We start from the raw sequence: 12,921 nt of genomic DNA on the forward strand, positions 1-12,921 counted from the left end.
ATTTGTTTCATGGTTATCCATGATGGAACACTTGTTGCTCAATGACTAGCATTGCAACAGCTGACGCTTTCATTCAACAGGAGTGTTTCCATGACCCAGTCCTTCCCGATCCGTGCCGCGGTGCTGCTGGCCGCGTTCAGTGGCGCCGGTTCGGCGCTGGCCGCCGACGCAGCGGCGGTGGCCGCCAGCCCGACGCTCAGCAAGATCAAGTCGTCCAACACGATCGCGATCGGGCACCGGACGTCGTCGATTCCGTTTTCGTATTACGACGCCAACCAGAAAGTGATCGGGTTTGCCCAGGACATCTGCGACCGCGTTGTCGATGCCGTCAAGAAGGAAACGGGTTCGCCGAACCTGCAGGTGCGCATGGTCCCCGTGACATCGCAAAATCGCCAATCGCTGGTGCAGAACGGCACGGTGGACCTGGAGTGCGGCGTCACGACCAACCTGAAGTCGCGCCAGCAGCAGGTGGCGTTCTCGACCACTTACTTCGTGGCGGGCACCCGGCTGCTGGTCAAGAAGGGCAGCCCGGTCCACGACTTCGCGGACCTGGCAGGCAAGTCCGTGGTGACGAATGCGGGCACGACGTCGGAGCGCATCCTGCGCAAGCTGAACGACGAAAAGGGCGCCAACATGACGATCCAGAGCGCCAAGGACTACGGCGAATCGTTCCTGATCCTGCAGTCGGGCCGCGTGGCGGCATTCATGATGGACGACGTGCTGCTATCCGGCGCCCGCACGCTGGCGCCCCGGCCCGACGACTGGGCCGTGGTGGGCACGCCGCAGTCCTTCGAAGCCTATGGTTTCATGATGCGCCGCGACGACCCCGGCTTCAAACAGGTGGTGGACAACGCCATGACCGGCCTGATGCGCAGCGGCGAGATCAACACGCTCTACGCCAAGTGGTTCCAGAAGCCGGTGCCGCCGAAGAACATTTCGTTCGACCTGCCGCAGAGCGAGCAGATCAAGAAGGCGTATGCGAATCCGAATGACGAGGCGTTCGAGTAAGCGCCACTACCAAGACGATTCTTGCGTTGTGCGTGGCCTGGCCGTACCACTCGTACTGTCTGCGGCCACGCCCCTGGCCGGAACCGCTTCGCTTCGCCGTCATGGCGCCGCCCAAAGCGGCTATGGCAAATAAGCCCCCGTGCGATGAAGCTGCCCCTCGGTCTGCTCGAGCGCCCGGATCGCCCCCTTGCCCTTGCGGGCCAGCAGCTGCTCGACCAGCGCCTCCACCATCGTCACGCCGGATGTAATCGACGGGAAGAATGACGGGCTGTCGATGGCGAACAGCAGCGTGCAGTCGGCCTCCAGGGCAATCGGGGCCACGGTGCTGTCGGTCAGGGCGATGACCTTGCAGCCGGCCTCGCGCGCCGCCTGGGCCACGCGCAGGCTTTCGTGCGAGTAGGGCGCGAAGCCGGCGACCAGTACGGCGTCGCGGGCGTTGAGCGCGCGCAGTTCCATTTCCAGCGTGCCGGCGTCGCCGCGGATCAGTCGCACCGAGCTGCGGAACAGCCCGTAGATGTAGTGGAACGTGAACGCGATCGGAAAGCACGAGCGGAAGCCGGCCACGTGCACGATGGGCGCGGCGGCCAGCAGGTCGGCCGCGCGGGGCAGGGTGTCGGCATTGTTGGCCAGCAGCGCGTCGAGGTTGTGGTGCTGCACCTCGATCATCTCGGCCAGCATCTTGCCCGGGCCGCTGGCTTTGTCCGAATCCTTGACCACCTTGCGCGCGCGGCGCGCGTACGGCTGGCTGCCGCCCTCGCGTACGGCCGTCACGAACAGCTCCCGCAGACCCTGCCATCCGTCGAATCCCAACGACTGCGACAGGCGCACCAGTGTCGCCGGCTGCACGCCGGCATTGGCGGCCACCTTGCGCATCGACTGGATGGCGATGTCGCGCGGATGGTCCAGCAGATAGCGCGCGCCGCCCTGGAACTGGACGCTGAGATTCGGAAATTCCGTGCGCAGTTGTTCGAGCAGGGCGTCGAGCGATTCGGGAGGGCTGGGCTGGGCGTCGGACATCGATGTGATGAAAAAGCGGGATCTGCAACGATTGTTGCATAGGTCGCCGGCCGGTGTCGGCGGAATTGCAGGAATCGTATGTTTCGTATGGCTGCAAATATGAAACAGTTGTTGCGCAGCCGGTGTGTTGTTCCTATACTGGCTACCTGTTTCGCGCCCCATGCGCTTTCTTGCACGCCGACCATGACGCACGTCTTCCATCGCAATCCCAAGCAAACCTTGCCAGTCGCCGTTGGCGGCAAGGGTATCGAGCTGTTCGACAGCAACGGCCGCGCCTACCTGGATGCCTCGGGCGGTGCGGCGGTGTCGTGCCTGGGCCACGGCCATCCGCGCGTGATCGCGGCGATCAAGCAGCAGGTGGATACGCTGGCCTATGCCCACACGTCGTTCTTTACCACCGAGGTGTCGGAAACGCTGGCCCAGACGCTGGCCGATGCCGCACCGGGCGACCTGAACCACGTGTACTTCGTGTCCGGCGGCTCCGAGGCCGTGGAAGCCGCGCTGAAGCTGGCGCGGCAGTATTTCGTCGAGACGGGCCAGACGCAGCGCCGCCATTTCATCGCGCGCCGCCAGAGCTATCACGGCAACACGCTGGGTGCGCTGGCCATTGGCGGCAACGCCTGGCGCCGCGAGCCGTTCCTGCCGCTGCTGGTGCCCGCGCACCATGTGTCGCCGTGCTATGCCTATCGCGACCAGGCTGCCGGCGAGACCGACGTGCAATATGCACAGCGCCTGGCCGACGAACTGGAAGCCAAGATCCTGGAACTGGGGCCGGATTCGGTGGCCGGCTTCGTCGCCGAGACCGTGGTCGGGGCCACGGCCGGCGCGGTGCCGCCGGTGGCGGACTACCTCAAGCGCATCCGCGCTGTGTGCGACAAGTACGGCGTGCTGCTGATTCTGGACGAGGTGATGTCCGGCATGGGCCGCACCGGCTATCTGTTCGCCTGCGAGGAAGACGGCGTGGTGCCCGATATCGTGACCATCGCCAAGGGCCTGGGCGCGGGCTACCAGCCGATCGGCGCGATGATGTCCACCGCGCGCATCTACGATGCCATCGTCGGCGGCAGCGGCTTCTTCCAGCACGGACATACCTATATCGGCCACGCCACCGCGTGCGCGGCTGCGCTGGCCGTGCAGCGCACGATTGCCGAAGACAAGCTGCTCGACAACGTGCTGGCCCGTGGCGACCAGCTGCGTGCACGGCTGCGCGAGGCGCTGGGCCGCCATCCGAACCTGGGCGACGTGCGCGGCCGCGGCCTGTTCGTCGGCGTGGAGTTCGTGGCCGACCGCGCCACCAAGGCCACGCTCGATCCGGCGAAGAAGACCCACGCGGTGCTCAAGCGCACCTGCATGGAGAATGGCCTTTTGGTCTACCCGATGGGCGGCACGGTCGATGGCATCCATGGCGACCACGTGCTGTTCGCGCCGCCGTTCATCTGCACGCCGGCCGATATCGACAACATCGTCGACCGCTTCGTGCAGTCGGTGAACACCGTACTGCCGGCCTGAGGAACGACCCATGACGATCGATACCCTGCGCCGTCCCTTCGCGCTGGCCGTGGCACCCAACGGCGCGCGCAAGACCCACGCCGACCACGCCCGGCTGCCTATCGCCCCCGACGAACTGGCGCAGTGCGCGCGTGATTGCGTGGAGGCCGGTGCGGCGATGATCCACCTGCATGTACGCAAGGCCGACGCGACGCACAGCCTCGAAGTCGCCGATTACGAGCCGGCCATCGCGGCCGTGCGCAAGGCCGTCGGCCAGCAACTGGTGCTGCAGTTGACCACCGAAGCGGTGGGCATCTACCAGCCGGCCCAGCAGATCGCGATGGTGCAGGCGCTGCGGCCGGAGGCTGCGTCGGTGGCGGTGCGCGAACTGGTGCCCGACGATGCGGCGCTGCCGGCGGCCGAGTCGTTCTTCCAGTGGATGCATCGCGAGCACGTGGTGGCGCAGTACATCCTCTACGATGCCGACGATGTGCGCCGCTATGCCGCATTGCGGGCCAGCGGCGCCATTCCGGCCGGGCGGCACTGGGTGCTGTTCGTGCTGGGCCGCTACTCGGCCGGCCAGAAGTCGTCGCCCACGGACTTGCTGCCGTTCCTGGCCGCATGGCGCGACGTGGGGCTGGACCAGAGCGGCGTCGAATGGGCGGTTTGCGCGTTCGGCAAGCAGGAAGCCGACTGCGCGGCGGCGGCCGTGATACTGGGCGGGCATGCGCGCATTGGTTTCGAGAACAACATGACGTTGCCCGACGGCAGCACGGCGCCCGACAACGCCGGCCTGCTGCGTGCCGTGCGTACGCCGCTGAGCGGCCTGGGCTATGCGGCGATGACGGCCGACGACCTGCGCGCCCGCTTCGCGTAATCCCCAGTGCATTCCCGCCGGCAGCCCCGGCGGGATTCCGGTACGCTAGGCGCTTCATCCGCTTTTCGTTCCAGGAGTGCCGATGTCCGCCAGTCCGTCTCGCCTGCCTTCTTCCAACGAAGCCGTGCCGCTGGCGCGGGACATCGTCCACGGCCTGCGCGCCTCGCGCATCCGTGAGGTGGCCAACGCGGGCATCGGCCTGCCCGATGTCATGCCGTTCTGGTTCGGCGAGTCGGATCAGGTGACCCCGGCTTTCATCCGCGACGCCGCCGCGCAGGCGCTGGCCAGCGGCGCCACGTTCTACACGCACAACCTGGGCATCGCGCCGCTGCGGGTCGCGCTGTCCGACTACGTGACGCGGCTGCACGGCGCCACGCCGGTCGACAACATCGCCGTAACCAGCGCCGGCGTCAACGCGCTGATGCTGGCCGCCCAGCTTGTGGCCGGCCCGGGGGACCGCGTGGTCTGCGTCACGCCGCTCTGGCCCAACCTGGTGGAAATCCCGCGCATCCTCGGCGCCACCGTGGACACCGTATCGCTCGACTTCGGCGACAAAGGCTGGACACTCGATATCGACCGCCTGCTGCGCGCCCTGACGCCCGGTACGCGGGCGGTGATGATCAACTCGCCCAACAATCCCACGGGCTGGGTCATGCCGCGCGCCCAGCAGCAGGCCGTGCTGGACCACTGCCGCCGCCACGGCATCTGGATCATCGCCGACGAGGTGTACGAACGGCTCTACTACGGCAGCGAAGGGGGCAACGCGCCGTCGTTCCTCGATATCGCCAGCCGCGACGAACGCGTGATCGCGGTGAACTCGTTTTCGAAGGCATGGCTGATGACGGGCTGGCGGCTGGGCTGGATGGTGCTGCCCGCATCGCTGATGGACGACCTCGGCAAGCTGATCGAATACAACACGTCCTGCGCGCCCTCGTTCGTGCAGGAGGCGGGCATCGTGGCCGTGCAGCAGGGCGAGGCGTTCACCCAGGACCTGGTTCAACGGCTGCGCACGTCGCGCGATCATCTGGTCGGCGCGCTGTCTACCCTGCCAGGCGTGGAAGCCCACGCGCCCGACGGCGCCATGTACGTGTTCTTCCGGCTGGCCGGCGCCGCGGACAGCCTGGCGCTCTGCAAACGCCTGGTGCGCGAGGCGCACCTTGGGCTGGCACCCGGCAGCGCGTTCGGCGACGAGGGCGAGGGCTTTGTCAGATGGTGCTACGCGTGCGACGTGACGCGGCTGGATGAGGGGGTGAGGCGGTTGCGCGCGTATCTGCGGTCATAGCATTTGATGCGCTTGCCCTCTCCCCCGCCCCTCTCCCGCATGCGGGAGAGGGGAGAACACCCACCGCATGACAAGCACTGTCGGTTCGCTCCGCTGACCCGCGAGCCACCGCATGACAAGCACGGTCGGTTCGCTCCCCTCTCCCGCGAGCGGGAGAGGGGCTGGGGGAGAGGGCGGGCGTTTCCGGTACCGAGAGCCTCTATTTCAGGCTCCCCACCGTCGCCTCTTCCCCCCACCACCCACCCCCCAGCGCCTGCATCAGCGCCGCCGAATCGGCCAGTCTGGCCGCGCGGGCCTGCGACAAATCCAGCGCGGCCTGGCGGGCCTGGCGTTCGGCGTCGATCACCGTGAACTGGCTCACGCCGCCCAGCCGGTATTGCTCGCTGACGATGGCCAGCGTGTCGCGCGTTTGCCGGGCATTGTCGGCGCGGGCCTGCAGGGTGCCGGCGTCGGCGTCGAGAGCGCGCAGGGTGTCCGCGACGTTTTGCAGCCCCTGCAGCACGGCCTGCTGGTAGGCGCCCAGCGATTGTTCGTACGCCGCTTCCTTGGCGCGTTTCTGCGCGCGTAGTTCGCCGCCGTGGAACACCGGCTGCACCACGCCGGCTGCCAGGCTCCAGACGTTCATGCTGCTGAACAGGTCGCGCGCCCGCATCTGCTGGGTGCCGCCGCTGGCCGTCAGCGTGATCTGCGGATAGAGGTTGGCGGTGGCCACGCCGATGTCGGCCGATGCCTGGTGCAGCAGCGCCTCGGCCGCGCGGATGTCGGGGCGGCGCCGTGCCAGTTCGCCGGGCAGGCTGACCGGCAGCGTCTCGGGCAGGTGCAGATCGTCAAGCCGGAACTCGGGCAGATGCGCGCTGGCCGGCGTCTGTCCGGTGTAGACGGCAAGCTGATGGCGTGCGGCGTCGAGCTGTTGCGACAACCCCGGCAGCAGCGCCTGCGTCTGCGCCAGTTCGGATTGCTGCCGCTGTACGTCCACGCGCGCCACACCGCCTGCCTTCAGTCGCTGCTGCATGATGCCAAGCTGACGCTGCTGCGCTTCGGCGATGGCCACCGTATCGGCCAGTTGCGCGCGCAGCCCGGCTTCGCGGATCACCGTGGTGGCCACGTTCGCCGCCAGCGACAGGCGGGCCGCCTCCAGTTCGTAGCGTTGATAGTCGACCGCAGCACGCAGGCCTTCGAGTTCGCGCCGCTGCCCGCCAAACAGATCCAGCGCGTAGGACACCTGCACGCTGGCGTTGTAGAGCGTGAACGGGCCGGGGCTCGGAAACTGGGTGATGCCGACGGAGGTCAGGTCCACCTGCTGGCGGGTGGCGTTGAACTTGGCATCGACCTGCGGAAATTGCGTGGCCCCGGTGCGCGCGGCCAGGTTCTCCTGGGCTTCGCGCAGGCGGGCGCGCGCCTGCGTCAGCGTGGGGCTGCTGGCCAGCGCCATGCGTATCGTCTCGTCCAGCTGAGGATTGCCGAACAGCGTCCACCATTGCGCGGGCACATCGCCGGGCTGCAGCGTTTGCGTCGGGAAGCCCTGGGCCGGCATCTGCAGCGGCTGCGGGCCAGCGGTGTATCGCGCGTCGGCAGGCGCGTCGGGGCTGCGGAAGTCCGGGCCTACCGCGCAACCGGCGGCCAGCAGCGCGCAAAGCGAGGCGACCGGGGCGAGCAAGGTGGGAAACGTACGCATGGCAAGGCTCCGCTTGTCAGTCCAGCGTGCGCTTGTAGAAGCGCACGGCGATACCCATGACGATGACCGTGAACAGCGCCACGGGCCAGACGTTGGGCCAGAGTTCGGTCCAGCCGCTGCCCTTGAGCATGATGCTGCGGACCATCCGGTTGAAATAGGTCATCGGCAGTACGTTGCCGATCCACTGCGCCCATGTCGGCATGCCGGCGAACGGGAACATGAAGCCGGACAGCAGGATGTTCGGCAGGAAGTAGAAGAACGTGAGCTGCACCGCCTGCAGCTGGTTGCTGGCCAGCGACGACAGCGTGATGCCCACCGTCAGGTTGGCCGCGATGAACAGCAGCGTGGCCAGGTACACCGCCAGCACCGAGCCGAGGAACGGCACCGAGAACACGTAGTGCGCGGCCAGCACGATGATGGTGGCCTGGATCAGGCCGATGAAGATGTACGGGACAATCTTGCCCGAGATCACCTCGATGGGCTGCACCGGCGTGGCCAGCAGGTTTTCCATCGTGCCGCGCTCGCGTTCGCGCGTCATGGCCAGGCCCGTCATCATGACCATCGTCATCGTCAGGATGGTACCCATCAGCCCCGGGACGATGTTGTACTGGGTGATGCCTTCGGGGTTGTACAGGCGGTGCACGTTGACGTCGAAGGCCGGTTTGCCGCCGGCCAGCGGCGCCAGCGCGCCCTTGAGGTCGATGCGCGCGACGGTGTCCGGCAACTGCGCCAGCGCCGCGATGGCCTGGCCCGTGGCGGACGGGTCGGTGGCATCGGCTTCCACCAGGATCTGGGGGCGGTCGCCATGCAGCAGCCGCCGCGAGAAGTCGTGCGGGATATTGACCACGAACTGCACGTCGCCCCGCAGCAGCGCCTCGCGCCCCGCGGTCTCGTCGGGCATCGTGCGCACCACCCGGAAGTACGTGGTGTTTTCCATCGCCGCGATGAACGTGCGCGAGAAATCGCTGTGCTCGGCCACGATCACCGCCGTGGGCATGTGGCGCGGATCGCTGTTGATGGCGAAGCCGAACAGCAGCAGTTGCACGATCGGCAGGGCCACGATCATGCCGAACGTGATGCGGTCGCGGCGCAGCTGCAGGAATTCCTTCAGCACGATGCTCCACCATCGCTGTAGCGAGAACGCCGTGTGCGACGGCCGCGAAGGATTGCGGGCGGACGGGCGCGCGGCGCTCATGATGCCTCCCTGCGCCCGTGCGCGGCCTTCTTTTGCGGCGGGGCGGCCATGTTGTCCTGTGCGCCGCCCATCATGTGGATGAACACGTCTTCGAGGCTGGTCTCGGTCTGCACCAGACGGTGGTGGGCGCCCGCGTATTGCCTGAGCGTCCGTTCGAGCTGCACGGCGTCCTTGCCGGTCACATGCAGCGCGGTGCCGAATGCCACGGTCTGGTCCACGCCAGGCTTGCCCTGCAGCTGCGCGGAAAGCTCGGCCAGGTTGTCGCCCTCGACGCTCCACGTGCTCAGGTGCTGGCTGGCGACCACTTCATCCGACGTGCCCTGCGCCAGCAGCGTGCCGTAGGCGATATAGGCCAGCTTGTGGCAGCGTTCGGCCTCGTCCATGTAGTGCGTGCTGACCAGCACCGAGATGCCGCGTGCCGCCAACTGGTGCAGCTGTTCCCAGAAATCGCGGCGCGCCTTGGGATCGACGCCGGCAGTCGGTTCGTCGAGCAGCAGCAGTTGCGGCTCGTGCAGCAGGCACGCGGCCAGCGCGAGCCGCTGCTTCCAGCCGCCGGACAACGAGCCGGCCAGCTGCTCGGCGCGCGATTGCAGGCCCAGGTCTTCCAGCGCGCGCGCCACCACGTCCTTGCGGTTGGGCATGTCGTAGACGCGGGCGACGAAGTCGAGGTTCTCGCGGATCGACAGGTCTTCCCAGTACGAGAACCGCTGCGTCATGTAGCCCACGTTGCGCTTGATGTCGGCGGCCTGCTTGAGGATGTCGTAGCCCAGGCAGGTGCCGGAGCCGGAATCGGGCGTCAGCAGCCCGCACATCATGCGGATGGAGGTGGTCTTGCCGCTGCCGTTCGGGCCCAGGAAGCCGAAGATCTCGCCGCGCGCCACCTGCATGGTCAGGTTGTTGACCACGTGCTTGTCGCCGAAGTGCTTGTTCAGGTCGTGCACGTCGATGACCAGTTCCCCGTTGCGGTGGCCGTTGGCGGTGGTGCTGCCGTCGCCTTGGCCCGGTTCCGGCCGCCTGCCGGGCTGGGTGCTCATGATGGCGTCACCTCCACCGGCTGGCCTGGACGCAGCTTCGGCGCGTCGGCGGCGCTGGGTCTGGCCTCGATCAGGAACACGAGCTTGCGGCGGGTTTCGTTGCTGTAGATGACGGGCGGCGTGTATTCGGCCTGGTTCGACACATAGGTGACCTTGGCCGCCACCGGGGCCGCGCAGCCATCGCAATGGATCGTGATGGCCTGGCCGTTCTTCAGCGATCCCACCACGGCCTCGGGCACGTAGAAGCGCACCTTGACGTTGCCGGGCGGCAGCATGCGCACCACGGCGCTGCCCGCCGGCACCCATTCGCCGGGGCGGAACGGCACATCGTAGACCAGTCCGGACACCGTGGCATTGACCGATTTGCGCGACAGCTTCCACTCGGCCTGGGCCAGCGCGGCGCGCGCGGCGTCCACCTGGGCCGACTGGGCGGCCAGCTGGTCCTTGCGACCGGGCAGCCGGGCCACGTCGATATCGCGCTGCAGTTCGCGCACGCGGGCGGCATCGGCGTCGGCCGTGGCGCGGCTTTCGTCAAGCTGCGCCTTCGAGATGCCGCCGATGTCGAACTGCGCCTCGTCGCGCTTGCGCTGGGCGGCACTGCGGCCGGCCTGCGCCTGGGCCTGCACCAGTTGCGCCTGGCTGACCGCCACTTCCACGGGGCGCTTGCCAGTCTGGATGTCGGCCAGCTGGGCCTCGGCCACGCGCACCTGTTCGGCGGCCTGCTGGTGCGCGGCGCGTTCGTCATCGGATTCCAGTACGAATAGCGGCGCACCGTTGCTGACCTGCTGGCCGCGATCGACTGACAGCGTTTCTAGCCGGCCCGCGAATGGCGAGGCCACGGCGACGAATTCGCCTTCGACGTAGCCCTGCCAGGTAGTGGGCTTGTCGTTGCCGCAGGCAGCCAGCAGCGGCAAAGACATGGCGGCCAGCAGCAGGGGCCGGGTATGGTGCGGGACGGGAAGCATCATGCGGGCTCCGGGATACCAGGTTCAGGCAGGGGCTTGGGGCGGCACGGACAGCCCATGACCCAGCAGGGCAGTGACGTGGCGCACCAGCGTGTCGGTGTCGATGTCGGCGGCGCCGGGCAGCGCGCGCCAGATGTGCGTGGTGGCCAGCGGCAGCAGTGTCAGGCCGATCAGCGACACCATCACCAGCGCGGGCGCCAGGCCGGGGTTGAGTTGGCCCTGCGCATGGGCGGCCGCCAGCGGGCCGGCGATCAGATGCGCGCGCTGCAGGGCCACCCGCTGCAGCAGGCGCTCGCGCAGTTGGCCTTCACTGCCGACAATCTCGCGGATCCATAACCCCGGAAACCATGGCGTTGCCGATGCCGTGCGGATCAGCTGCTCCGCCAGCGCCTGGATGCGGGCGATGGGGTCGGGCGGGCCAGCCTGCAGCGCGCCGAACACGTGTTCGATCAGCGGTTGGAGCCGTTCCTCGAAGATGGCGTCAAGCAGCGTGTCGCGGTCGCCAAAGTAGTAATGCACCAGAGCCGGCGTCACGCCGGCTTCCGCGGCGATGGCCTTGGTCGAGGTGGCCGCCACGCCGTGGCGGGCGAACAGCGTGACGGCGGCATCGATCAGGCGGTCGCGCTGCCCGGCATCGGATGCCTGCGCGGCTGGGCGGCCGGGACGGCGCGGGGAATCGGTCGGTGGGCGGGAGGGCATCGTGCCAGTGCGAGACTTCGGAAGCGCCACAAAATGGCGGAGTTCCGAACCATATTAATTTTCGGATTAATTAATACAAGGGCGGTTACAACGTCGGCTTTGCGCCACCGCAAGGCTTGACAAAACAAGCGTCGCCAGAATGCTGCATCGCAGCAAAAAGAGGTAGACATGTCATGTCGGCTTGGCTATGCTCGCGCCTGTCCAGAAGGGTGCCCGTGGGTGGTGCATCCGCATCCCGGGTTTTCCTATGCAGTGCTTCCGTTTCCTGGCCGCCGTGCTGCGGCCACGCCCGCGCTTTGTCCGTCAGCTTGTCGCCTGGATGGTGGCGAGTACGGCGTTGCCGTGGGCGGCGCACGCGCAGGAAACGCCGCCCGCGGCCATCCCGGCGGCCAATGCGCCCGCCGCCAGCGTGCCGCTCGTCAACGATATGGAGAGCCCGTTCGCGTTCCACGGGCAGACCACCTATATCTGGCAGCGCAAGCCCGCGTTCAGCGCGCCCTATTCGGGCGAGAACAGCCTGACGCCAAACCGTGCCAAGAGCTATTCGTGGACGGCCACCCTCGACCTGGGCCTGCGGCTGTGGAAGGGGGCCGAATTCCACTTCAACCCCGAGGTGGCGCAGGGCGTGCCGTTTTCCGACCTGCACGGCATGGGCGGCCTGTCCAACGGCGAACTGGCCAAGACGGCCAGCACGAGCCCGAAGGTCTACCGGGCCCGCGCCTTTATCCGGCAGTACTGGGGCCTGGGTGGCGGCGATGAAACGCTGGACTCGGACTTCAACCAGTTCGCCCGCACGGTGGACAAGCAGCGCCTGGTGCTGACCGCCGGCAACTTTGGCGTGATCGACGTGTTCGACCAGAACCCGTATGGCTCCGACCCCCGCACGCAGTTCATGAACTGGTCGTTCATGACGCATGGCTCCTGGGACTATCCCGCCGACTCGCGCGGCTATAACTGGGGTGCGGCACTCGAATACATCGGCGATGGCTGGTCGGCCCGCGTGGGCCATTTCCTGCAGCCGGTCGAATCGAACGGGCGTGAGCTGGATACCCGGCTGTTCCAGCACTATGGCCAGATGCTGGAGCTGGAAAAGCGTTACACCATCGCGGAGCGGCCCGGCCAGGCGCGCCTGCTGCTATGGCGGAACAAGGCGCGCATGGGTGCGTTCAACGACGCGCTTGCGTTCGGCCAGGCCAACGGCGTGACGCCCGATGTGGCCGATGTGCGGCGCGAGCACAGCAAGTGGGGCGTCGGGCTGGCCTTCCTGCAGGAAGTGGCCGACGACGCCGGCGTGTTCCTGCGTGCCAACTGGTCCGACGACAAGACCGAGACCTATGCGTTTACCGAAATCGGCCGGCAGGTATCGGCCGGCGGCACGATGAAGGGCGCGCGCTGGGGGCGCCCCAAGGACGAGGTGGGCCTGGCCGTGGCCGTGAACATGCTGGGATCGGGGCACCGCAACTACCTGGCCGCCGGCGGCCTGGGTGCCTTCCTGGGCGATGGCGCGCTGCGCTACGGGCCCGAGCAGATCGTCGAGATCTACTACAGCGTGGCGGTATGGAAGACGCTGACGCTGAGCCCGGATTTCCAGTACGTGCGCAATCCGGGCTACAACCGCGACCGCGGGCCGGCCAAATTCATCGGCATCCGCGCGCACGCGGAGTTCTGACGAACCGGCCCG

11 protein-coding genes are annotated in these 12,921 nt (G+C 67.6%); 5 read left to right on the forward strand and 6 right to left on the reverse strand.

Annotated features, from left to right (window positions below):
* Positions 1-90 precede the first annotated feature (90 nt).
* Positions 91-1,008 carry a glutamate/aspartate ABC transporter substrate-binding protein gene (locus D9X30_RS10305; protein WP_153946501.1) on the forward strand — a complete coding sequence of 306 codons (918 nt, stop codon included), beginning with the start codon at positions 91-93 and terminating at the stop codon, positions 1,006-1,008.
* Between the two features lie 120 nt (positions 1,009-1,128).
* On the opposite strand, the gene D9X30_RS10310 is transcribed toward D9X30_RS10305, so the two are convergent.
* On the reverse strand, positions 1,129-2,025 hold the full coding sequence (locus D9X30_RS10310; RefSeq protein ID WP_153946502.1) for a MurR/RpiR family transcriptional regulator: 897 nt from the start codon (positions 2,023-2,025) through the stop codon (positions 1,129-1,131).
* 183 nt (positions 2,026-2,208) lie between these two features.
* Here D9X30_RS10310 and D9X30_RS10315 point away from each other — a divergent pair, with 183 nt between their 5' ends.
* The 3 genes from D9X30_RS10315 to D9X30_RS10325 all read left to right on the forward strand — a co-directional run bounded on the left by D9X30_RS10315 (position 2,209) and on the right by D9X30_RS10325 (position 5,672).
* Positions 2,209-3,534 carry an aspartate aminotransferase family protein gene (locus D9X30_RS10315; RefSeq protein WP_153946503.1) on the forward strand — a complete coding sequence of 442 codons (1,326 nt, stop codon included), beginning with the start codon at positions 2,209-2,211 and terminating at the stop codon, positions 3,532-3,534.
* A gap of 10 nt (positions 3,535-3,544) precedes the next feature.
* Positions 3,545-4,390, forward strand: a complete 846-nt coding sequence (locus tag D9X30_RS10320; protein ID WP_228770817.1) for a beta-keto acid cleavage family enzyme — start codon at positions 3,545-3,547, stop codon at positions 4,388-4,390.
* 82 nt (positions 4,391-4,472) lie between these two features.
* Positions 4,473-5,672, forward strand: a complete 1,200-nt coding sequence (locus tag D9X30_RS10325; protein WP_153946504.1) for a pyridoxal phosphate-dependent aminotransferase — start codon at positions 4,473-4,475, stop codon at positions 5,670-5,672.
* A gap of 199 nt (positions 5,673-5,871) precedes the next feature.
* Here D9X30_RS10325 and D9X30_RS10330 read toward each other — a convergent pair whose 3' ends face one another.
* From D9X30_RS10330 to D9X30_RS10350, 5 genes are read right to left on the reverse strand one after another with little or no spacing between them, the layout of a single operon-like run.
* Entirely contained in the window at positions 5,872-7,347 is a 1,476-nt protein-coding gene (locus D9X30_RS10330) for an efflux transporter outer membrane subunit (RefSeq protein ID WP_153946505.1), read from the reverse strand.
* A gap of 16 nt (positions 7,348-7,363) precedes the next feature.
* A complete protein-coding gene (locus tag D9X30_RS10335) occupies positions 7,364-8,542 on the reverse strand; it encodes an ABC transporter permease (RefSeq protein WP_194946474.1) in 1,179 nt (392 codons plus the stop codon).
* The gene (locus tag D9X30_RS10340; RefSeq protein WP_153946506.1) at positions 8,539-9,576 is read right to left on the reverse strand and encodes an ABC transporter ATP-binding protein; all 1,038 of its coding nucleotides are present in this window, start codon (positions 9,574-9,576) and stop codon (positions 8,539-8,541) included. The genes D9X30_RS10335 and D9X30_RS10340 overlap by 4 nt, the downstream gene beginning before the upstream one ends.
* On the reverse strand, positions 9,573-10,544 hold the full coding sequence (locus D9X30_RS10345) for an HlyD family secretion protein (protein WP_153946507.1): 972 nt from the start codon (positions 10,542-10,544) through the stop codon (positions 9,573-9,575). Before D9X30_RS10345 ends, D9X30_RS10340 begins: the two co-directional genes overlap by 4 nt.
* Before the next feature lie 21 nt (positions 10,545-10,565).
* On the reverse strand, positions 10,566-11,240 hold the full coding sequence (locus tag D9X30_RS10350; RefSeq protein WP_153946508.1) for a TetR/AcrR family transcriptional regulator: 675 nt from the start codon (positions 11,238-11,240) through the stop codon (positions 10,566-10,568).
* 247 nt (positions 11,241-11,487) lie between these two features.
* Between D9X30_RS10350 and D9X30_RS10355 the strand changes: the two genes are divergently transcribed.
* Positions 11,488-12,909 carry a carbohydrate porin gene (locus D9X30_RS10355; RefSeq protein ID WP_228770818.1) on the forward strand — a complete coding sequence of 474 codons (1,422 nt, stop codon included), beginning with the start codon at positions 11,488-11,490 and terminating at the stop codon, positions 12,907-12,909.
* Positions 12,910-12,921: the final 12 nt, after the last annotated feature.

The organism is Cupriavidus sp. U2, from assembly GCF_009663685.2.
Lineage (GTDB): Bacteria > Pseudomonadota > Gammaproteobacteria > Burkholderiales > Burkholderiaceae > Cupriavidus > Cupriavidus necator_C.

Bases quoted from the DNA above. Each gene is read 5' to 3' on its own strand.
- D9X30_RS10305 (WP_153946501.1), top strand. From the start codon at position 91: ATGACCCAGTCCTTCCCGATCCGTGCCGCGGTGCTGCTGGCCGCGTTC.
- D9X30_RS10310 (WP_153946502.1), bottom strand. From the start codon at position 2,025: ATGTCCGACGCCCAGCCCAGCCCTCCCGAATCGCTCGACGCCCTGCTC.
- D9X30_RS10315 (WP_153946503.1), top strand. From the start codon at position 2,209: ATGACGCACGTCTTCCATCGCAATCCCAAGCAAACCTTGCCAGTCGCC.
- D9X30_RS10320 (WP_228770817.1), top strand. From the start codon at position 3,545: ATGACGATCGATACCCTGCGCCGTCCCTTCGCGCTGGCCGTGGCACCC.
- D9X30_RS10325 (WP_153946504.1), top strand. From the start codon at position 4,473: ATGTCCGCCAGTCCGTCTCGCCTGCCTTCTTCCAACGAAGCCGTGCCG.
- D9X30_RS10330 (WP_153946505.1), bottom strand. From the start codon at position 7,347: ATGCGTACGTTTCCCACCTTGCTCGCCCCGGTCGCCTCGCTTTGCGCG.
- D9X30_RS10335 (WP_194946474.1), bottom strand. From the start codon at position 8,542: ATGAGCGCCGCGCGCCCGTCCGCCCGCAATCCTTCGCGGCCGTCGCAC.
- D9X30_RS10340 (WP_153946506.1), bottom strand. From the start codon at position 9,576: ATGAGCACCCAGCCCGGCAGGCGGCCGGAACCGGGCCAAGGCGACGGC.
- D9X30_RS10345 (WP_153946507.1), bottom strand. From the start codon at position 10,544: ATGATGCTTCCCGTCCCGCACCATACCCGGCCCCTGCTGCTGGCCGCC.
- D9X30_RS10350 (WP_153946508.1), bottom strand. From the start codon at position 11,240: ATGCCCTCCCGCCCACCGACCGATTCCCCGCGCCGTCCCGGCCGCCCA.
- D9X30_RS10355 (WP_228770818.1), top strand. From the start codon at position 11,488: ATGCAGTGCTTCCGTTTCCTGGCCGCCGTGCTGCGGCCACGCCCGCGC.